Source organism: Streptomyces sp. NPDC030021 (assembly GCF_055574035.1).
The window spans coordinates 56121-75907 of the sequence record NZ_JBVIAH010000003.1 but is presented as its reverse complement, the minus strand read 5'-3'; the positions used below and the strand labels follow the sequence as shown (position 1 = coordinate 75907).

17 protein-coding genes and 1 riboswitch are annotated in these 19787 nt (G+C 71.0%); of the genes, 8 read left to right on the top strand and 9 right to left on the bottom strand.

What is annotated here, in order from left to right:
• The first annotated feature begins 78 nt into the window (after positions 1-78).
• On the top strand, positions 79-864 hold the full coding sequence (gene nagB, locus ACZ4YL_RS06395; RefSeq protein ID WP_468114184.1) for a glucosamine-6-phosphate deaminase: 786 nt from the start codon (positions 79-81) through the stop codon (positions 862-864).
• Positions 865-941: 77 nt separating this feature from the next.
• Here nagB and ACZ4YL_RS06390 read toward each other — a convergent pair whose 3' ends face one another.
• The 4 genes from ACZ4YL_RS06390 to ACZ4YL_RS06375 form a co-directional block, all read right to left on the bottom strand.
• Positions 942-2423 carry a glycoside hydrolase family 3 protein gene (locus tag ACZ4YL_RS06390; RefSeq protein WP_468114182.1) on the bottom strand — a complete coding sequence of 494 codons (1482 nt, stop codon included), beginning with the start codon at positions 2421-2423 and terminating at the stop codon, positions 942-944.
• A gap of 7 nt (positions 2424-2430) precedes the next feature.
• Positions 2431-3249 (bottom strand): carbohydrate ABC transporter permease, encoded by an 819-nt coding sequence (locus ACZ4YL_RS06385; RefSeq protein ID WP_468114822.1) that lies wholly within the window; start codon positions 3247-3249, stop codon positions 2431-2433.
• A 68-nt stretch (positions 3250-3317) separates the two neighbouring features.
• Positions 3318-4337 carry a carbohydrate ABC transporter permease gene (locus tag ACZ4YL_RS06380; protein ID WP_468114180.1) on the bottom strand — a complete coding sequence of 340 codons (1020 nt, stop codon included), beginning with the start codon at positions 4335-4337 and terminating at the stop codon, positions 3318-3320.
• A 127-nt stretch (positions 4338-4464) separates the two neighbouring features.
• A complete protein-coding gene (locus tag ACZ4YL_RS06375) occupies positions 4465-5745 on the bottom strand; it encodes an extracellular solute-binding protein (RefSeq protein ID WP_468114178.1) in 1281 nt (426 codons plus the stop codon).
• A 289-nt stretch (positions 5746-6034) separates the two neighbouring features.
• Here ACZ4YL_RS06375 and ACZ4YL_RS06370 point away from each other — a divergent pair, with 289 nt between their 5' ends.
• The 6 genes from ACZ4YL_RS06370 (at position 6035) to ACZ4YL_RS06345 (ending at position 13645) form a co-directional block, all read left to right on the top strand.
• The gene (locus ACZ4YL_RS06370) at positions 6035-6799 is read left to right on the top strand and encodes a GntR family transcriptional regulator (protein ID WP_030016685.1); all 765 of its coding nucleotides are present in this window, start codon (positions 6035-6037) and stop codon (positions 6797-6799) included.
• 125 nt (positions 6800-6924) lie between these two features.
• A complete protein-coding gene (locus ACZ4YL_RS06365) occupies positions 6925-9144 on the top strand; it encodes a carbon starvation CstA family protein (RefSeq protein ID WP_468114176.1) in 2220 nt (739 codons plus the stop codon).
• Positions 9141-9338 carry a CstA-like transporter-associated (seleno)protein gene (locus ACZ4YL_RS06360; protein ID WP_030016682.1) on the top strand — a complete coding sequence of 66 codons (198 nt, stop codon included), beginning with the start codon at positions 9141-9143 and terminating at the stop codon, positions 9336-9338. Before ACZ4YL_RS06365 ends, ACZ4YL_RS06360 begins: the two co-directional genes overlap by 4 nt.
• 98 nt (positions 9339-9436) lie before the next feature.
• The gene (locus ACZ4YL_RS06355) at positions 9437-9934 is read left to right on the top strand and encodes a GNAT family N-acetyltransferase (protein WP_468114174.1); all 498 of its coding nucleotides are present in this window, start codon (positions 9437-9439) and stop codon (positions 9932-9934) included.
• Positions 9935-9985: 51 nt separating this feature from the next.
• A riboswitch (cobalamin riboswitch) is annotated at positions 9986-10107 on the top strand.
• A 143-nt stretch (positions 10108-10250) separates the two neighbouring features.
• Positions 10251-12629, top strand: a complete 2379-nt coding sequence (locus ACZ4YL_RS06350) for a ribonucleoside-diphosphate reductase subunit alpha (protein WP_468114173.1) — start codon at positions 10251-10253, stop codon at positions 12627-12629.
• On the top strand, positions 12629-13645 hold the full coding sequence (locus ACZ4YL_RS06345; protein ID WP_389115646.1) for a ribonucleotide-diphosphate reductase subunit beta: 1017 nt from the start codon (positions 12629-12631) through the stop codon (positions 13643-13645). The genes ACZ4YL_RS06350 and ACZ4YL_RS06345 overlap by 1 nt, the downstream gene beginning before the upstream one ends.
• Before the next feature lie 138 nt (positions 13646-13783).
• Here ACZ4YL_RS06345 and ACZ4YL_RS06340 read toward each other — a convergent pair whose 3' ends face one another.
• On the bottom strand, positions 13784-14011 hold the full coding sequence (locus ACZ4YL_RS06340) for a hypothetical protein (RefSeq protein WP_468114172.1): 228 nt from the start codon (positions 14009-14011) through the stop codon (positions 13784-13786).
• An 81-nt stretch (positions 14012-14092) separates the two neighbouring features.
• On the opposite strand from ACZ4YL_RS06340, the gene ACZ4YL_RS06335 reads away from it, so the two are divergent.
• On the top strand, positions 14093-15058 hold the full coding sequence (locus ACZ4YL_RS06335; RefSeq protein ID WP_468114170.1) for a helix-turn-helix domain-containing protein: 966 nt from the start codon (positions 14093-14095) through the stop codon (positions 15056-15058).
• Positions 15059-15069: 11 nt separating this feature from the next.
• Here ACZ4YL_RS06335 and def read toward each other — a convergent pair whose 3' ends face one another.
• The 4 genes from def to ACZ4YL_RS06315 form a co-directional block, all read right to left on the bottom strand.
• Positions 15070-15705, bottom strand: a complete 636-nt coding sequence (gene def / locus ACZ4YL_RS06330; protein ID WP_468114169.1) for a peptide deformylase — start codon at positions 15703-15705, stop codon at positions 15070-15072.
• Positions 15706-15787: 82 nt separating this feature from the next.
• Positions 15788-16777: a tetratricopeptide repeat protein gene (locus tag ACZ4YL_RS06325; protein WP_030011692.1), complete on the bottom strand. Its 990-nt coding sequence runs from the start codon at positions 16775-16777 to the stop codon at positions 15788-15790.
• Positions 16778-16908: 131 nt separating this feature from the next.
• Positions 16909-18168, bottom strand: coding sequence for an HD-GYP domain-containing protein (locus ACZ4YL_RS06320; protein WP_468114167.1), 1260 nt, complete (start codon positions 18166-18168; stop codon positions 16909-16911).
• Entirely contained in the window at positions 18165-19673 is a 1509-nt protein-coding gene (locus tag ACZ4YL_RS06315; RefSeq protein ID WP_468114165.1) for an HD-GYP domain-containing protein, read from the bottom strand. Before ACZ4YL_RS06315 ends, ACZ4YL_RS06320 begins: the two co-directional genes overlap by 4 nt.
• Between the last annotated feature and the right edge of the window lie 114 nt (positions 19674-19787).

Genomic DNA, 19787 nt, shown 5'->3' with positions numbered 1-19787 from the left:
CAAGACCCCCGCCGCGCGTGACGACCTCTGCTAGATTGGTCTATACCACCCTACCCACTCCAGATCGGCAGGCCCCGCGTGGAAGTTGTCATCGTCCCGGACGCCAAGGCAGGCGGCGAGCTCATCGCGGAGGCCATGGCCGCCCTGGTGCGGCGCAAGCCCGACGCCCTGCTCGGCGTGGCGACCGGCTCTACCCCGCTGCCCATCTACGAAGCCCTCGCCGCCAAGGTCAAGGCCGGACAGGTCGACGCCTCCCGGGCCCGGATCTGCCAGCTCGACGAGTACGTCGGACTGCCGGCCGGGCACCCCGAGTCCTACCGCGCGGTCGTGCTCCGCGAGGTCGTCGAGCCCCTGGGCCTGTCCGAGGCCTCCTTCATGGGCCCCGACGGTTCGGCCGAGGACATCGTCGGCGCGTGCGAGGCCTACGACCGCGCCCTGGCCGAGGCCGGCGGCGTCGACCTGCAGCTGCTCGGCATCGGCACGGACGGCCACATCGGCTTCAACGAGCCCTGCTCCTCACTCGCCTCCCGCACCCGCATCAAGACGCTGACGGAGCAGACCCGCGTGGACAACGCGCGCTTCTTCGACAACGACCTGGAGCAGGTGCCGCACCACGTCATCACCCAGGGCATCGGCACCATCCTCGACGCCCGCCACCTGGTCCTCCTGGCCACCGGCGAGGGCAAGGCCGAGGCCGTCGCGCAGACCGTCGAGGGCCCGCTGTCCGCGCTGGTCCCGGCCTCCGCGCTGCAGCTGCACCGGCACGCCACCGTGATCGTGGACGAGGCCGCCGCGTCGAAGCTGAAGCTGGCGGACTACTTCCGGCACACGTACGCCAACAAGCCCGCCTGGCAGGGCCTGTAGCCGCACGGGCACGACACGAAGGGCCGGACTCCCGCCGCTGGGGTCCGGCCCTTCTCCGCGCAGCCGCAACAGCAGGGCTACGCCCCCGCGATGACCTCCGCCGCGGCTCGGCCGCAGACCCGGGACGCGCCGTGCGTCGCGATGTAGAGGGCTCCGCGAGGCTCCGTCCGGGGGAGGCCCATCTCGACCACGACCGTGTCCGGCCGGGCCGCGACCAGCGCGTCGAGGACCTCGGTCATCCAGGGGTGCCGGTGCGCGTCCCGGACCACCGCGACGACGGTACGGTCCCCCGCCGCCGCCAGGACGTCCCCGGCGGACGAGCCCTCGGGATAGACGCCCGCCCCGGTGCCCGGGAGCAGCTCGGCGAGTTCCGCCGCCACGCCCCACGGGGTCTCGTCCCCCACCGCGATGTTCGCGACGGGCGCGAGCGTGGCCACGTAGGGCTCGGTGAGCGGCTTCGCCGAGCCGGTGACGAGCACGGCGCGGCGGGCGGCCGTCAGCCCGATGCCGGACGCGCGGCTCCCCTCCGGCTGCGCGTCCGGCCGGGCTCCGCGGGTCCATGCGGCGAGTGCGCGGACGCGGGCGGCGGCGTCGGCGAGGCGCTCCTCGGGCAGTGCCCCCTCGCGGACGGCCGCGACCAGCGCGTCGCGCAGCCGCAGGACGGTGGCTTCGTCGGCGAGTCCGCCGCCGACGCAGATGGCGTCGGCGCCGGCCGCGATGGCCAGGACCGAGCCGCGCTCGATCCCGTACGTCCCGGCGATGGCGTTCATCTCCATGCCGTCGGTGACGATGAGGCCCTCGTAGCCGAGCTCCCCCCGCAGCAGGCCGGTCAGGATCTGCGGGCTGAGGGTGGCCGGGCGGGTCGGGTCGAGGGCGGGCACCAGGATGTGCGCGCTCATCACGGCCTTGGTACCGGCCTCGATCGCCGCCTTGAACGGGACGAGTTCGCGGGCCTGGAGGGTGTCCAGGTCCACGTCGATGCGCGGCAGGGCGTGGTGCGAGTCGACGTTGGTGTCGCCGTGGCCCGGGAAGTGCTTGGTGCACGCGGCCACGCCGGCGGCCTGGAGGCCCTGGACGTAGGCGGCGGTGTGCCGGGCGGCGAGGTGGGTGTCGGCGCCGAAGGACCGTACGCCGATCACCGGGTTGTCCGGGTTGGAGTTGACGTCGGCGGACGGGGCCCAGTTGAGGTTGACCCCGCACTCGGCGAGGCGGCGGCCCAGCTCGCGGGCCACGTCCCGGGTGAGGCCGGTGTCGTCGACGGCGCCGAGGGCCAGGTTGCCGGGGAAGGACGAGCCGCCGCGGACCTCCAGGCGGGTGACGTCGCCGCCCTCCTCGTCGATGGCGACCAGGACGTCGTCGCGCTCGGTACGCAGCTGCGCGGTCAGCGCGGCGAGCTGCTCGGGCGAGGCGATGTTGCGGCCGAACAGGCCGACGGCGGTGAGGCCTTCGCCGACCTGGCGGAGCAGCCAGGCGGGGGCGGTGGTGCCCTCGAAGCCGGGCTGGAGGACGGCGAGGGCGTCGCGGGTGACCGTATCGGTGCGGTGCGCAAGAACAGTCATGACGGCGTCATCCCTTCACGGCGCCGGCGGTCATGCCGCCGACGGCCTTGCGCTGGAGGAAGATGAAGATCAGCAGGACCGGGACCGCGAAGAGCGAGGAAGCGGCCATGGTGGCGCCCCAGTCGTTGCCGAAGGCGGACATGAACTCGGTCAGCCACAGCGGCAGGGTCTGCGCGCTCTTGTCCTTGTTCAGGATCAGGACCATGGCGAACTCGTTCCAGGCCGTGATGAAGCCGAAGAGCGAGGTGGACATCAGGCCGGGGGCCAGCAGCGGGAAGATCACCTTGCGGAAGGCCTGGCCGCGGGTGCAGCCGTCGATCTGGGCCGCCTCCTCCAGGGTCACCGGGACGGCGGCGATGAAGCCGCGCAGGGTCCAGATGGTGAAGGGGAGGATCATCACGAAGTAGATCGCGGTGAGCAGCGGGAGGCTGTTCAGCATCTCGCCGTCGCGGGCGATCATGTACATCGCGATGACCATGACCTCCCAAGGGGCCATCTGGGCCATCATCACGGTCAGGACCAGGCCCTTGCGGCCCTTGAACCTCATCCGGGCGATGGCGAAGCTCGCGGCGAGGGCGACGAGGAGGGCCAGCAGGACGGCGCCGACGGTGACCAGGACGCTGTTGGTGACGTACGTCCAGAAGTTCTCGACCCCGGTGGCCTTGGCGAAGTTGGCCGTCGTCGGCGTGAAGACGAAGACGGGGTCCTTCGTGAGCATCTGGTCGGCCGGCTTGAGGGCCGAGGAGAACATCCAGTACACGGGGAAGACGAAGACCAGGGCCAGCAGGAGTGCGCCGAGGTTCTTGGCCACGGCTCCGGGGCGCACCGGGCGGCGGGTCCGGAGCTGCTGTGCGGGCCTCTCGGGAGCCGCGGGCTTCGGGGCGGTGGTGGTGCTCACTGCTCCTCCTCCTGCTTCAGGATCAGGCGGAAGTAGAAGGACATGACGATCACGAGGATCACGATCGTCAGGACGGAGATCGCGGCGGCGAGGCCGTAGTGGGCCTGGCTCTGGCCTTCGACGTAGGCGAAGACCGGCAGGATCTCGGAGGCGCGGTCCGGGCCGCCCTTGTTCATCGCGTAGACCTGGGTGAAGGCCTTGAACACCCAGATCACCTCCAGGAAGGTGGTGATGAGGAAGAAGGGCTTCAGGTTCGGGAAGACGATCTTCCAGAAGGTCTGCCAGCCGTTGGCCCCGTCCATGCGGGCGGCCTCGTACAGCTCGGCGCCGACGGTGGTGAGGCCGGCGTACATGTTGAGGGCGACGAACGGGATGGAACCCCAGACCACCAGGATCGTGACGATCACCATGGTGGAGAGGCCGGTCTCCATCCAGTTGTGCTGCTCGTAGCCGGAGAAGCCGGCGGTGCGCATGACCCAGTTCATGACGCCGAACTGCTCGTCGAACAGCCAGCGGAAGACCTGTACCGAGGCGACGATGGGCATGGCCCAGGCCATCACCAGGGCCATCGAGAGGACCAGTCGCATCTTCTTGCCGAGCTTGTTCAGCAGGATGCCGATGAGGCTTCCCAGCACCATGATCAGCGCGACGTTGGCCAGGGTGAAGCCGAAGCTGCGGACGACGACGGTCCAGAAGTTCGTGTCACCGAGCAGCTCGGTGTAGTTGTCGAGTCCCGCGAAGGGGTACTTCCGCTGGATGAACTCGATCTTGTTGATGTCCTGGAGGGACAGGATCACGTTCTTGATCAGCGGGTACAGCAGGAGCGTCGCGAGGGCGAGCACCGCGGGCGCGACCAGCAGGTAGGGCAGCCACCCCGTGGGGAGCGACTTCCCGCCCCCGCGAGGCGGCGTGGGGCCGGGGCCGGCTGCTGGGGCCGGCGTCTCGGGCAGTCCGTCGGACTTCGGTGGTGCGTCCTGTGGAGCGCTGGTCACCGCTCCCTGGGAGTGCACGGTCATGGCTTGGCTTCCTCGCGGTTGACTGTGGAGTCAAATGCGCGACCGGGGGCGCGGCGGGTGTCCGGGCACCTGCCGCACTCCCCGGTGCGTTCACACTGCTGGGTCGTGCGGGTACTGCGGGGTGGGACTACTTGTTGATGCGCTTCGCGATCTCCGCGTCCGCGTCCGCGCCCGCCTTGGCGGCGTCCTCACCCTTCAGGACCTTGGTCATGAACTCCTTGACGGGGTTCGGCTCGGTCTCGACGTTCGCCCAGCCCGGGGTGACCGGGGTGATCTTGCCGTTGGCGCCGGCCTTGCCCATGGCCTCGGCGAAGGAGCCTGCGGCGGGGGTGAAGTTCGCACCGGCCTGGTTCGGGAGCAGCGCGCCCTTGGTCTCGGCGGCGTACTTGGTCATCTGCTCCTTGCCGGCGGCGAGGGCCAGCCACTCCTTGGCGAGCTCCTTGTTCTTGGAGCGCTCGGCGACGGCGAGGTTCGAGCCGCCGAGGAAGACGGTGCCGCTCTTGTCGGCGGTCTTGCCCGGGATCGGGAAGTAGCCGAAGTCGGCTTCCTTGCCCGCGTCCTTCAGGGCCTTCTCGGCGCCGCCGGCCTCCCAGCCGAGACCGATCCAGGAGGCGACGCCGCCCTTGGGAACGATGTCGGTGGACTGCTGCGGGGTGGCCTCGTCCTTGTCCTTGGGGGCGGTGGAGAAGGACTGGAGCTTCTTGTAGAACTCCATCGCGGAGGCGGCCTGCGGGGTGGCCAGTCCGCCCTTCCACTTGGCGCCGTCCTTGACGGCGAGGTCGCCGCCCTCGTCCCAGATCAGGCCCGCGAGGACGTACCAGCTCTGACCGGGCAGGTAGATCGGCTGCGAGGCCGGGTCGGCCGCCTTCAGCTTCTCCAGGCCGGCGATCCACTCGTCGCGGGTGGTGGGCGGGGTGACGCCGGCCTTGGTGAAGGCCTTCTTGTCGTAGATGACGACGCGGTTGGCGGCGTACCACGGGGCGGAGTAGAGCTTGCCTTCGACCTCGGCCGAGGCGAGCATGCTCTTCTGCCAGGCGTCGGCGCCGAGCTGGGCCTTGTCCTTCGTCAGGTCGGCGAGACCGCCGGTGACCGCGTAGCCCGCGGTCTGGGTGTTGCCGAGCTCAAGAACGTCCGGAGGGTTGCTCTCGGAGAGTGCCGTGGTGACCTTCTCCTGGATGCCGGTCCACTTCTGCTCCTCGACCTTGACCGTCACACCGGGGTGCTTGGCCGAGAACTCCTTGTTGACCTCTTCGATCCAGGCCTTCGGCGCGGAGCCGTCCATGACCCAGACGGTGATCTCCTTGGGGCCCGCGTCGGCCTTGGCCTTGTCGTCGTCCCCGTTGCCACAAGCCGCGAGGCCGACAACCATGCCCGCGACTCCAACCGCCGCGATGAGCTTGCGCTTCACGCCACCCTCCTCAGGGATGCCTGCCTGCACTTCCCTTGCCCGCCGCGGTGACATACGCGAAGTACTGCCGTGGGGCCGGGATCTGATCCATATTGGTTTAGACCAGTAGCTGAACCTTGGCCTAGACCTTTAGGGGTGTCAAGGGTCTAATGAGCGGGTGCCAGGTCCGTTATCGGACCGACACCTGGGGAGAGAGAAGGCCTGTCCCCCCTTACGTGTCACGATGTGACCGCACATATCGGAGGAGCCGGTGACGGCAGCGAAACTGGAGTCGGGAAGGCGGGCGGCGATGGCCACCGAAGGGGCGACCACGGAGCCGGAAGGCGGGGCAGCCACTCGCACGGCGCGTGTGCCCAAGTACTACCGACTCAAGCGGCACTTGCTCGACATGACCGAGACGCTGCCGCCCGGCACGCCGGTGCCGCCCGAGCGCACGCTCGCGGCCGAGTTCGACACCTCGCGGACCACCGTCCGGCAGGCCCTCCAGGAACTGGTCGTAGAGGGGCGACTGGAACGAATCCAGGGCAAAGGCACCTTCGTCGCCAAGCCCAAGGTCTCCCAGGCCCTGCAACTGACCTCGTACACGGAGGACATGCGGGCCCAGGGCCTGGAACCGACGTCCCAGCTCCTCGACATCGGATACGTGACGGCCGACGACACCCTCGCCGGACTGCTCAAGATCACCACCGGCGGACGGGTGCTGCGCATCGAGCGCCTGCGCCTGGCCAGCGGCGAGCCGATGGCCATCGAGACCACCCACCTCTCGGCCAAGCGCTTCCCCGCACTGCGCCGGTCGCTGGCCAAGTACACCTCCCTCTACACCGCCCTCGCCGAGGTGTACGACGTGCACCTCGCCGAGGCCGAGGAGACCATCGAGACCTCACTGGCCACCCCGCGCGAGGCAGGCCTGCTCGGCACCGACGTCGGGCTGCCGATGCTGATGCTCTCCCGGCACTCCCTGGACGCCGACGGCGAACCGGTGGAGTGGGTGCGGTCGGTGTACCGCGGCGACCGGTACAAGTTCGTCGCCAGGCTCAAGCGCCCCGCCGTCTGACGCCCGTCCCCCCGAGCCGCGTACCGGAATTCCACGACCGGAATGCGGACGGGGTCTTACGTTCACCAGGCAATCCCCCGTAGATTCCGCCTGCTTACGCAGATGATCGACGAGGGGACGAGGTCATGCCTGAACCGGAAGCAACAGGGACAGAACGGGACGCGGCGAGTCCGGGCAGCACTCCGGGCTCGCCTTCTCCCAGGTCCATCGCCGCGTGGGTGCTCGTCGGACTCGTCGGCGCCATCGGCTGGGGCGTGCTGGCACTCTCGCGCGGCGAGGAGATCTCCGCCGCCTGGCTGCTCGCCGCCGCACTGGGCTCGTACGCGATCGCCTACCGCTTCTACTCACGATTCATCGCGGACCGCGTGCTGAAGGTGGACGCCACCCGGGCCACCCCCGCCGAACGCCTTGACAACGGTGTCGACTTCCACCCCACCGACCGCCGGGTCCTTTTCGGCCACCACTTCGCGGCCGTGGCCGGCGCCGGCCCGCTCGTCGGACCCGTGCTCGCCGCGCAGATGGGCTATCTGCCGGGCACCATCTGGATCGTCGCCGGCGTCATCTTCGCCGGGGCCGTCCAGGACATGGTCACGCTGTTCTTCTCCACCCGCCGCGACGGGCGTTCGCTCGGCCAGATGGCCCGGGACGAGATCGGCCCCGTCGGCGGGGCCGCCGCCCTGATCGCCGTGTTCGCCATCATGATCATCCTGCTGGCGGTACTGGCCCTGGTCATCGTCAACGCCCTGGCGCACTCGCCCTGGGGCGTCTTCTCCATCGGCATGACCATCCCGATCGCCATCTTCATGGGCTTCTATCTGCGCGTCCTGCGGCCGGGCCGGGTCACCGAGGTCTCCGTCATCGGCGTCGCGCTGCTGCTGCTCGCCATCGTCGCGGGCGGCTGGGTCGCCGAGTCCTCCTTCGCGGGCACCTTCACCCTGGAGAAGGAGACGCTGGTCATTTGGATGGTGGTGTACGGCTTCCTGGCATCGGTGCTGCCGGTGTGGATGCTGCTCGCCCCCCGCGACTACCTCTCCACCTTCATGAAGGTCGGCACCATCGCGCTCCTCGCCATCGGCGTGGTCATCGCGATGCCCACCCTGAAGATGCCCTCGGTCACCGACTTCGCGGCGAGCGGCGACGGACCGGTCTTCGCCGGGTCGATGTTCCCCTTCGTCTTCATCACCATCGCCTGTGGCGCGCTCTCCGGCTTCCACGCCCTGGTCTCCTCGGGAACCACCCCGAAGATGATCCAGAAGGAGACCCAGGTCCGCATGATCGGCTACGGCGCCATGCTGACCGAGTCCTTCGTCGCCGTCATGGCGATCATCGCGGCCTGCATCATCGAGCCCGGGCTCTTCTTCGCGGTCAACTCCCCCGGCGGGGTCATCGGCACCACGGTCGAATCCGCCTCCCAGGCGGTGACCAACTTCGGCTTCGCCATCTCCCCCGAGGCGCTCGCCCAGGCCGCGAAGGACGTCGAGGAAGCCAGTCTGCTCTCGCGCACGGGTGGCGCGCCGACCTTCGCACTCGGAATGTCGGAGATCTTCTCCGCCGTGGTCGGCGGCGCCGGCATGAAGGCCTTCTGGTATCACTTCGCCATCATGTTCGAGGCGCTCTTCATCCTGACGACGCTCGACGCGGGCACCCGCGTGGGCCGGTTCATGCTCCAGGACACCCTCGGCAACGTGCACAAGTCCTTCAAGGACGTCAGCTGGAAGCCCGGCGTGTGGTTCGCGAGCGCGATCGTCGTCGGCGGCTGGGGCTACTTCCTGTGGGTCGGCATCAAGGACCCGCTCGGCGGGATCAACCAGCTCTTCCCGCTCTTCGGCATCGCCAACCAGCTGCTCGCCGCGGTCGCACTGGCCGTCTGCACCACGCTGCTGATCAAGTCCGGCCGGCTCAAGTGGGCCTGGGTGACGGGCGTTCCGCTGGTCTGGGACGCCACGGTGACCCTCACCGCGAGCTACCAGAAGATCTTCTCCGAGGACGTGAAGGTCGGCTTCTTCGCCCAGCGCGACAAGTACCAGGCCGGCATCGACGCCGACAAGGTCCTGCCGCCCGCCAAGAACATGGACGACATGCACACCGTGGTCACCAACGCCACAGTCGACGGCGTCCTGTGCGCCCTCTTCGCGGTCCTGATCATCGTGGTCCTCGCGGACGCGGCCCGGACCTGCCTCAAGGCCGTCCGCGACCCGGGGTCGGCGACCCTCTCCGAGACCCCGTGGACCGAGTCGAAGATCGTCGCTCCGGCCGGACTGATCGCGACCGCCGAGGAGCGGGCGGAGCTCGCCGCGGCGGGCCCGGACGCGGGCGGCGGACACGTCAAGGAGCCGGTGGCGTGAGCACCGTACGGAGCGTGCTGGCCAGGGCCCGGTTCTACGTACGGGAGTTCTCGGGGGAGGCCGCGTACGACCGCTACGTGGCCCACGCCCGCTCCCACGACCCGGACGCGGAGGTCCTGACCCGCCGCGCCTTCGAACGCGCCCGTACGGACGCCCGCGAGGCGGACCCCCGCGAGGGCTTCCGCTGCTGCTGAGCCCCGCCCCGCACACCGAAGGCCCCGCCGCTCCCCGCGGCGGGGCCTTCGTACGGTCGGCGCCCGCCCGTCGGCACCCGTCCTGCACACTCGACCGCATGGACATGGTGATCAGGGCGGTGCTGCCCGCCGAGTACGCGGAGCTGGGTGAGATCACGGCGCAGGCCTACCTCGCCGACGGGCATCTGGACTTCAACGAGGACGACCACTACCTGAACGTGCTGCGCGACGTGGCCGGCCGGGCCGCCCAGGCCGAGGTGCTCGTCGCCGAGCGGGACGGGCGGGTGCTGGGCGGTGTGACCTTCGCCGCTCCGGGCAGTCCGCTCGCCGACATCGCGGCCCCCGACGAGGCGGAGTTCCGGATGCTCGCGGTGGCCCACGAGGCGCGCGGCCAGGGCGCCGGCGAGGCTCTGGTGCGCGCCTGCGTCGAGCGGGCGCGGGCCCTGGAGGGCGTGACGGGCCTGGTTCTCTCCACCCAGCGCAGCATGGCCGGCGCCCACCGGATCTACGCGCGCCTGGGCTTCGTACGCACTCCGGAGCGGGACTGGGCGCCGATCGAGGGCCTGACACTCCTCACTTACCGGCTCAAGCTGTAGCCACGCCGACACTACATGTGGGGGTTACCGCACAGGGCCGCCCCCACATGTATGCTCATGCCTGCTGTCGCTGCAGGGGAATCCGGTGCGAATCCGGAACTGTCCCGCAACGGTATGAAGTGTCCGGCTACCGGACGCCAAGTCCGATGACCTGCCGACAGCGCGCCCGGCTCGACCGAACCGGGTGCCGATTCGTCCGGGCCTCGCGGTTGGGCCGGTGGACGCCATGCGGGGTACGCGTTCTCGTCGCGCCCGCATGCGCCCGCTCGCGCCCCGCTCCGCCGATGACCGGGCCGAGCGAGGGAGAGCTCCCGCCGTGACCATCGCGCCTTCCGCACCGCGCGCCGAGTCCACTTCTGGCGACAACACCGAGGGCCCGGGGGCCACGCTGCTGCGTACCCTCACCGAACTTACGGCGGACCTCCCCGACACCGACCCCGGCCGGGTCGCGGCCTCCGCGCTGCGCGGCCGCAGCTCCGCCGCCGACGACGCCGAACTGCGCGGGCTGGCCACGGAGGCCGCCGCCGGTCTGATCTCCGAGGACCCGGCCTACTCCCGGCTCGCCGCCCGCCTGCTGACGCTGGCCGTGCGCGACGAGGCCGCGAGCCAGGGCTCCACGTCCTTCTCGGCCTCCGTCGAGGTCGGCCACCGCGAGGGCCTCATCGCCGACCGCACGGCCGAGTTCGTCCGCACCCACGCGGGCCGGCTCGACTCGCTCGTCGAACTGACCCTCGCCGAGGGCGCCGACGACCGCTTCGGCTTCTTCGGCCTGCGCACCCTGCACAGCCGCTACCTGCTGCGCCACCCGATCACCCGTCAGGTCATCGAGACCCCGCAGTACTTCATGCTGCGCGTGGCCTGCGGTCTGGCCGCCGACGACAGCGTCCAGGCCGTGGAGGAAGTGGCCTCGCTGTACCGGCTGATGAGCCGCCTGGACTACCTGCCGTCCTCCCCCACGCTCTTCAACTCCGGTACCCGGCACCCGCAGATGTCCTCCTGCTACCTGCTGGACTCCCCGCTGGACGAGCTCGACTCGATCTACGACCGCTACCACCAGGTCGCCCGCCTCTCCAAGCACGCCGGCGGCATCGGCCTCTCGTACTCCCGTATCCGCGCCCGCGGTTCGCTGATCCGTGGCACCAACGGCCACTCCAACGGCATCGTGCCGTTCCTGAAGACCCTCGACGCCTCCGTCGCCGCCGTGAACCAGGGTGGCCGCCGCAAGGGCGCCGCCGCCGTCTACCTGGAGACCTGGCACGCGGACATCGAGGAGTTCCTGGAGCTCCGCGACAACACCGGTGAGGACCAGCGCCGTACGCACAACCTGAACCTCGCCCACTGGGTGCCGGACGAGTTCATGCGCCGCGTGAACGCCGACGCCGACTGGTCGCTGTTCTCCCCGGCCGACGTGCCCGAGCTGGTCGACCTGTGGGGCGACGCGTTCGACGCCGCCTACCGCAAGGCCGAGGCGGACGGCCTGGCCCGCAAGACCATGCCCGCCCGCGACCTGTACGGCCGGATGATGCGCACCCTCGCGCAGACCGGCCAGGGCTGGATGACCTTCAAGGACGCCTCCAACCGCACGGCGAACCAGACCGCCGAGCCGGGCACGGTCGTGCACTCCTCGAACCTGTGCACCGAGATCATCGAGGTCACCAACGACGGCGAGACGGCCGTCTGCAACCTCGGCTCGGTCAACCTGGGCGCCTTCGTCGTGGACGGCGAGATCGACTGGGAGCGGATCGACGAGACCGTCCGCACCGCCGTCACCTTCCTCGACCGCGTGGTGGACATCAACTTCTACCCGACCGAGCAGGCCGGCCGCTCCAACGCCCGCTGGCGCCCGGTGGGTCTGGGCGCGATGGGCCTCCAGGACGTCTTCTTCAAGCTGAAGCTGCCCTTCGACTCCCCCGAGGCGAAGGCTCTGTCCACCAAGCTCTCCGAGCGCATCATGCTGGCCGCGTACGAGGCCTCCTGCGACCTCGCCGAGCGCAGCGGCCCGCTGCCGGCCTGGGAGCAGACCCGTACCGCCCGTGGTGTCCTGCACCCGGACCACTACGACGTCGAGCTGAACTGGCCGGAGCGCTGGGACGCGCTGCGCACCCGCGTCGCCGAGACCGGCATGCGCAACTCCCTGCTCCTCGCCATCGCCCCGACCGCCACGATCGCCTCGATCGCCGGCGTGTACGAGTGCATCGAGCCGCAGGTGTCCAACCTCTTCAAGCGCGAGACGCTCAGCGGTGAGTTCCTCCAGGTGAACGGCTACCTGGTGGAGGAGCTGAAGCAGCTCGGCGTGTGGGACGCCCAGACCCGCGAGGCGCTGCGCGACTCCTCCGGGTCGGTCCAGGGGTTCAGCTGGATCCCGGCCGAGGTCCGCGAGCTGTACCGCACGGCGTGGGAGATCCCGCAGCGCGGTCTGATCGACATGGCGGCGGCCCGTACGCCGTTCCTGGACCAGTCGCAGTCGCTGAACCTGTTCCTGGAGACGCCCACCATCGGCAAGCTCAGCTCGATGTACGCGTACGCCTGGAAGCAGGGCCTGAAGACCACCTACTACCTGCGCTCTCGCCCGGCGACGAAGATCGCCCGCGCCGCGCAGGCGGCCACCCCCGTCGAGCTGCCGCAGGCGGTCGCCGACGCCGAGGCGCTGGCCTGCTCCCTTGAGAACCCCGAGTCCTGCGAGGCCTGCCAGTAATGAGCTCCAACGACCAGAAGAACCTCCTGGACCCGGGCTTCGAGCTCACGCTCCGCCCGATGCGCTACCCGGACTTCTACGAGCGCTACCGGGACGCGATCAAGAACACCTGGACCGTCGAGGAGGTCGACCTCCACTCGGACGTCGCCGACCTGGCGAAGCTGACGCCCTCCGAGCAGCACATGATCGGCCGGCTGGTCGCGTTCTTCGCGACGGGCGACTCGATCGTCTCGAACAACCTGGTGCTGACGCTCTACAAGCACATCAACTCCCCGGAGGCGCGCCTGTACCTGTCGCGCCAGCTGTTCGAGGAGGCCGTGCACGTCCAGTTCTATCTGACGCTGCTCGACACCTACCTGCCCAACCCGGACGACCGGGCGGCGGCCTTCGACGCGGTCGAGGAGATCCCCTCCATCCGCGAGAAGGCGCAGTTCTGCTTCAAGTGGATGGACTCGGTCGAGAAGATCGACCGGCTGGAGACGGCCGCCGACCGCCGCCGCTTCCTGCTGAACCTGATCTGCTTCGCGGCGTGCATCGAGGGCCTGTTCTTCTACGGCGCCTTCGCGTACGTGTACTGGTTCCGCTCGCGCGGTCTGCTGCACGGCCTGGCCACCGGCACCAACTGGGTCTTCCGCGACGAGACCATGCACATGAACTTCGCCTTCGAGGTCGTGGACACGGTCCGCAAGGAGGAGCCGGAGCTCTTCGACGACGCCCTCCAGCAGCAGGTCACCGACATGCTCAAGGAGGCCGTGGAGGCGGAGCTGCAGTTCGGCCGCGACCTGTGCGGTGACGGCCTGCCGGGGATGAACACCGAGTCGATGCGCGAGTACCTGGAGTGCGTCGCGGACCAGCGCCTGGTCCGTCTGGGCTTCCCGCCGGTGTACGGCTCGCAGAACCCGTTCTCCTTCATGGAGCTGCAGGGTGTGCAGGAGCTGACGAACTTCTTCGAGCGCCGCCCGTCGGCCTACCAGGTCGCGGTCGAGGGCACGGTCGACCTGGACGAGGACTTCTAAGACCTTCCAGGCTCTGCAGGACTTGCAGGACTTGCAGGACTTGCAGGACTGCAGGACTGCAGGACTTGCAGGCAGGACGTGACCGGGGAGCCGGGATGCGGAGACTTCCGTGTCCCGGCTTCCTGCGTTCCCCGGTGTTCAGTGGGCGATCGGGCCCCAGTACCGCCGGGCGGCGGGCCGGAAGGCGCGCCGCCGCGGGGTGGGCGGGAGGCCGCCCGCGCGCTGGCGGGGGAGCCACACCAGCCGGGTCGCGACGGCCCGGATCTGCTGGTCGGTCCGCCGGTCGCGCAGGATCCCGTAGAGGCTGGGCGCGAGCACGAGGGCGGCGATGGCGAGGACGGCGAGGTAACTCACGAAGGTGGTCATAGCTCTACTGTCCGCCTGATCGCCCATGATCGACAGTGGCAGTACTGTCATAGAAGACCGAATTACTGCCACACTGGGGTCATGCTGACCAACGTGGCCGTGGCCCTCGTCGACGGAGTCGCCCCCTTCGAGCTGGGGATCTTCTGCGAGGTGTTCGGAATCGATCGCAGTGACATGGGCGTACCGGTGTACGACTTCGCCGTCTGCGCGGCGGAGGAGGGGCCGCTGACCGTGGGCGGGGGCGCCTTCGGCATCACCCCCGCCCACGGGCTGGAGCGGCTGGAGGAGGCCGATCTGATCTGCCTGCCCGCCGCCAGTGACGCGGGCGTACGCATCTACCCCGAGCCCCTGCTCGCGGCCCTGCGCCGGGCCGTGGACCGCGGTGCGCGGGTCCTCAGCGTGTGCAGCGGGGCCTACATCCTCGGCGCCGCCGGGCTGCTGGACGGCCGCCGGTGCACCACGCACTGGATGCACGCCGCGGCCCTGACCCGCCGCTTCCCGCGGGCCGTCGTCGACCCGGACGTGCTCTACGTCGACGAGGGCTCGGTGATCACCGCCGCCGGCACGGCCTCGGGCATCGACGCGTGCCTGCACGTGGTCCGCCAGGAGCACGGGGCCGAGGTGGCCAACATCATCGCGCGCAGGATGGTCGTCCCGCCGCACCGGGACGGCGGGCAGGCCCAGTTCATCCAGCGGCCGTTGCCGCGCACGGCCTGTGACACGGTGGGCGAGGTGATCGAGTGGATGGCCCGCCACCTGGGCGAGGAGATCACCGTCGAGCAGCTCGCGGAGCGCGCGCACATGTCCCCGCGGACCTTCGCCCGCCGCTTCCTCCAGGAGACCGGCACCACCCCGTACAAGTGGGTGCTGCGCCAGCGGGTCCTGCTGGCGCAGGAGCTGCTGGAGTCGACCGGCGAGACGGTGGACGCGATCGCCGGCCGCTGCGGCTTCGGCAACGCGGCTGCCCTGCGCCACCACTTCCTGCGGACCCTGGGCACCACGCCGAACTCCTTCCGGCGCGCCTTCCGGGGCCCGCAGGCCGCCTAGTGCCGCTCGACTCAGGCGTTGGGGACGGTCTCGTAGCGCGGGGTGCCCTCTTCCATCTGGCGCAGGGCGTCCTTGCGGTCCCGCTTCGAGAGGCGGTCGATGTAGAGGTAGCCGTACAGGTGGTCGGTCTCGTGCTGCAGGCAGCGGGCGAAGTAGCCGGTGCCGCGCACCTTGATCGGGTTGCCCTGCGCGTCCTGGCCCTCGACCTCGGCGTAGTCCGGGCGGGCCAGCGAGGCGTACGCCGTCGGGACCGACAGGCAGCCCTCGTTCGAGTCGTCCAGCACCCGCGCGGCGGCCGGCAGCTCGATCAGCTTCGGGTTGACCACGACACCGGTGTGCCGCTTGCCGTCGTCGTCCGGGCAGTCGTAGACGAAGACCTTGGCGTCCACGCCGATCTGGTTCGCGGCCAGGCCCACGCCCTCGGCGGCCTTCTGGCTGGCGAACATGTCGTCGATCAGCTGCGCCAGCTCGTCGCCGAACTCGGTGACGTCCTTGCACTCCCGGTGCAGGACCGGGTTGCCGACCACGGTGATCGGACGGGCCGTGCCGCGCTGACGGTGGGCGAGCTCGCGCGCCTCACAGTCCTCGGTGTCCACGACGTACCCGTCGTTCACGCTCTCGACAACCTCGTTCTCCTGCTGCGCCATGTCCGCCGTACGCCTTCCGTAAGTCCCGGTCACCGATGGCCGTGGTGGCCACCGATGTGCCGGTACAGCCTACGGCCCCGGGTCAGCAGACTTCTTCGAGATCCCGCCACTCCCTGGTACCCGGGCTGTCCGCGACCCAGCCGTCGAGCAGTCCGCGCACCAGACCGGCCGGTGCCGCGATCCCGCATTCGCGCTCGGGGACCCACAGGGAGCCCGAGCCGGCCGTACGGTGCCCGAGCGGTCCGGGGTGGCCCGGCTCGCTGTGGTCGTGCGGATCGAGGTGCTGCTCGCCGTCGCCCTCGTCGCTCGGCATCTCGCTCTCCGAGCAGGTCCGGCACAGCAGCCGCACCGACGAGGACCAGTCCTCGGCGGCGAATCCGGCGTCGGAGGCCAGCTGCTCCAGCGCGTCGCGGTCCGCCTCGGTGGCCGCCTCCAGCAGCACCACCCAGGTCGGCACCGGGGACGGCGCCCACAGCTCGATCTCGTCGAACACGGGGTACGAGGGCCCGGCCGCGGTCACCCGCTCGCCGTGCGGGACGCCGTCGTGGAGGACGACCTCGCCCCAGCGCCGCCCCGACGAGGGCAGCGGGATCGACAGGACCTCCAGCCGGGCCGGGTCCAGCCGGCGGCCCCAGACCACCTCGGCCTCGCCCTCGGGCGAGAGCCGCACGGCGGCGCTGCCGAGTTCCATCCCGACCGGCTCGCCCGCCCCGGCGGCGTCCCCGGGCACCTTCAGCCCGTACGCCTGCCAGGCCCGCCGGGCCAGCGGCCAGTCCTGCAGCGCGGTGGCGGCGATCCCCACGTTCCACCAGTCCGGGGCACCCGTCTCACGGTCCAGCAGGGCCACGGCGCGCAGCCCGGCGGCCCGCGCCTGCTCCCAGTCGTGCCGGAACTTGTGCAGCAGAGCCAGATTGAACCAGGACTCGGACAGCCAGGGCTCCAGGTCCGCCGCTCTGGTCAGGAGCGCGCCCGCGTCCTCGTACCGCCCGTCGCCGATCAGCGTGAACGCGCGGTCGGTGGCCTGCCGCCACGAGGCGGAGGGCCGATGCCGTACCTTCCCGAAGATCCTCACGATTCCCGCCTGCCTGGGGGCACCTCCCAGCGGTCGCTGGGGGACAACGGTGCAGCCTTGCGGACACTCCTACGGTCCCTCTTACTGGCATCCAACCATGCCCACTCGGACGGCCGCTCATTACCCATGGGTTACCCAGGTGGGACGGGCACCACTCTGTGACGTCCGCCCCTGGCCAGAACCCTTGCCAGGCACTCCACGACCTCCGGCTGGTAATCATGCCCGGTGCCCAGGCGGAGCCGCTCCAGAGCGGCCAGTGAGCCACCCGGGTGACGGCTCCCGCCGACCAGATCGTCGTACGCATTCACCGTACGCACGATCCGGGCCGCCGTGGGCTGCTCGCGGTACGGATCCGCCTGCCGCTCCACCACCACGGCGACCTCGGCGGGCACCCCGGTCTGCCGGGCCACCTCCCCGCCCAGCTCGGCGATCCGGCGGGCCTCGCCGTCGGGCAGTCCGGCCGTGGCCCCGTCCGGGACCGGGTCGACGAGGGAGAGCTGGCCGATGTCGTGCATCAGGGCGGCGTACTCCAGCACCGTGAGCTCCCGCTCCGACAGGCCCAGCTCCCGGCCGACGGCGCAGCTCAGGGCGGCCACCCGGCGGGAGTGGCCCGGCCGCGTGCAGCCGGCGATCTCGGTGGCGCGGGCCAGGGAGGTGATGGTCTGGCGGTAGGTGGTGCGGATCGCGGTGATCCGGTGGAAGGACAGCTGGGTCAGCAGCAGGGGCACGCTGAAGACGGGCAGGGCCCACAGGCCGGCGACGGCGGCGCCGAGCGCCATCACGACCCCGGTGGCGCAGATCGCCGAGCCGATGCCGAGCTGGGCGCGCAGTTCGTCGTGCAGCAGCGGACCGTACGGACGGCCGGTCCGGGCCCCGGCGAGCGCGGCGGCGAGCACGGCGTCGCACAGGGCGGTGAGGCCGAGGAGGAAGAGCAGGTAGCCGACGAGGTACGGGCCCTGGCCCACCCATTGCTCCAGCCGGCCCGAGTTGTAGAGCGGCTGGAAACAGGCGGCGGCGAAGGCGACCGTGAGCACCCGGCGGGACAGGTGGTCGAGGGCGGGGCCGCGGCCGCGGGCGATGTGCGGGACGATCCCGGCGAGGACGGCCGCGACGACGACCGCGACGGTCTGGAGCACCCCGTGGTGGGTGGGCTGCCCGGCGTTCTGGCCGAGCAGGGCGTAGGCGAGGGCTCCGGCGGAGCCGAGCGGTGCGGGGCGGCGGCCGAGGGGGTCCTGGCGGTCCCGGTGGGCGAGCTCCCCGACGGTGATCAGGGTGGCGAAGGCCAGGGCGGCGCCGGGCTCGGCGACGCCGTTCCACAGGGTGTGGCCGAGCGCGGCGCCGGTGAGCACCCCGGCGGCCCCCCGCACGGTCCACGCGGCCGGGGCCCTCATCCGCCCGCCCCGGAGCCGTCCGCGTCCGGGCCGGACCCGCCGGCCGGGCCGGGAACCGCGGGGACCCTGCCCGGTGGCGGCGGGACCGGTGCGAGGGGACGGGAGCCCTGGTCCGGCATCCCGGCCAGGGCCGCGGGGCCCGGCTTCGGCCCCGGCCCCGGCGCGGCAGCACTCGCCGGGATCACCTGGAGGTCCTCGTCGGAGGTCACCACCGGGTGCCAGCCGGTCCGGCCGATCGCGTCGACCAGCGCCCGCACCATCGACGGGTCGAACTGCGCCCCCGCACACCGTTCCAGCTCCGCCAGGGCGACCGGCACCGGCCGGGCCCGGCTGTACGAGCGGGTCGAGGTCATCGCGTCGAAGGCGTCGGCCACCGCCACCACCCGGGCCAGTACCGGGATCTGCTCGCCGGTCAGCCCGTACGGATAGCCGGAGCCGTCGACCCGCTCGTGGTGGTGCAGGATCGCGGCCCGGGCCTCGCCGAGGAAGCCGATGCCGCGCACCATCTCGTGCCCGTACTCGGGGTGCAGCTCGATGATCCGGCGCTCGTGCGGGGTGAGCGGCCCGTCCTTGCGCAGCAGCCGCGTGGGGACGCCGAGTTTGCCCACGTCGTGCAGGATCCCGGCGATGCGCACCGTCTCCAGCCGGTCCTCGGTCATGCCCAGCTCCCGGGCGATCATCGCGGAGGCCTGGCCGACCCGTTCGCTGTGGCCGCGCGTGTAGCGGTCCTTGATGTCGACGGCCTGGACGAGGGCGCGGATGGTCGCCTGGTGTGCGGTGCGCTCGCGGTGGTACTGGGCGAAGACCCAGCAGGAGATGTACATCGGCAGCAGGACGAGCAGTGCGGCCGGGGGCCCGTAGGGGCTGCGCCACATGACGGCCATCATCAGGCCGGCGAGGCCGTGGACGCAGTGCGGGGCGAGGGAGGAGGCCGCCAGCCCACGCCAGGCGGTGGCGGCCGGGCGGCGTTCGGCAGTGGCCAGGATGCCGCCGTCGAGGGCGGTGAGCACCAGGCAGAAGGCGACGGCCGCGGCCGTCGCGGGCAGCAGCACGCAGGGGAAGTCGGCCGGCCCTCCGGGGGGCCCGGAGCCGGCGGAGGGAGCGCCGCCGAGGGTGTCCGGGCCGTGCAGCAGCCCGTAGGTCCGGCCCGCGACCCAGGCGGCTGTCGCCTGCTGCGCGCCGTGCCACACGCGGCGCACCCGGGCGGGCCGCTCGGCGACGGTGCCCGCGAGTCCCCCGGGCAGCGCCACGAGCGCGGCGGCGGCGGGCGGCAGCAGGAAGACGGCGGCGAGCACCACGGGGAAGAAGGGGCCGATGCCCTCGGGCACGCGGCTGCCCGGCGGTGGGCAGACCTTGACGAGTTCGCAGCCGAGGTAGAGCGCGGCGAGCAGGGCCACGGCCGTCCAGGGCGTAGCGGAATCCGTGAGGGCGGGGGTGATGCACGCGACGGCCACGAGGACGGCGCACAGGATGTATCCGCGCGCCCCCGGCGGAAGTGCCCGCATGGCGCTCTCCTCCCCTGTGCCGTGCACACCGGGTGCTGAATCGAACCAGCACCGAATGGGGAGAATAGGTGGGGCCCGGAGCGAGGTGGGCCACATTTCCGCATTGGGCCATGC

Coding starts and splice junctions, on each gene's coding strand:
- ACZ4YL_RS06355 (WP_468114174.1), top strand. CDS start 9,437: ATGGACATGGTGATCAGGGCGGTGCTGCCCGCCGAGTACGCGGAGCTG.
- ACZ4YL_RS06340 (WP_468114172.1), bottom strand. CDS start 14,011: ATGACCACCTTCGTGAGTTACCTCGCCGTCCTCGCCATCGCCGCCCTC.
- ACZ4YL_RS06390 (WP_468114182.1), bottom strand. CDS start 2,423: ATGACTGTTCTTGCGCACCGCACCGATACGGTCACCCGCGACGCCCTC.
- ACZ4YL_RS06370 (WP_030016685.1), top strand. CDS start 6,035: ATGGCCACCGAAGGGGCGACCACGGAGCCGGAAGGCGGGGCAGCCACT.
- ACZ4YL_RS06365 (WP_468114176.1), top strand. CDS start 6,925: ATGCCTGAACCGGAAGCAACAGGGACAGAACGGGACGCGGCGAGTCCG.
- ACZ4YL_RS06320 (WP_468114167.1), bottom strand. CDS start 18,168: ATGAGGGCCCCGGCCGCGTGGACCGTGCGGGGGGCCGCCGGGGTGCTC.
- ACZ4YL_RS06345 (WP_389115646.1), top strand. CDS start 12,629: ATGAGCTCCAACGACCAGAAGAACCTCCTGGACCCGGGCTTCGAGCTC.
- def (WP_468114169.1), bottom strand. CDS start 15,705: ATGGCGCAGCAGGAGAACGAGGTTGTCGAGAGCGTGAACGACGGGTAC.
- ACZ4YL_RS06315 (WP_468114165.1), bottom strand. CDS start 19,673: ATGCGGGCACTTCCGCCGGGGGCGCGCGGATACATCCTGTGCGCCGTC.
- ACZ4YL_RS06335 (WP_468114170.1), top strand. CDS start 14,093: ATGCTGACCAACGTGGCCGTGGCCCTCGTCGACGGAGTCGCCCCCTTC.
- ACZ4YL_RS06380 (WP_468114180.1), bottom strand. CDS start 4,337: ATGACCGTGCACTCCCAGGGAGCGGTGACCAGCGCTCCACAGGACGCA.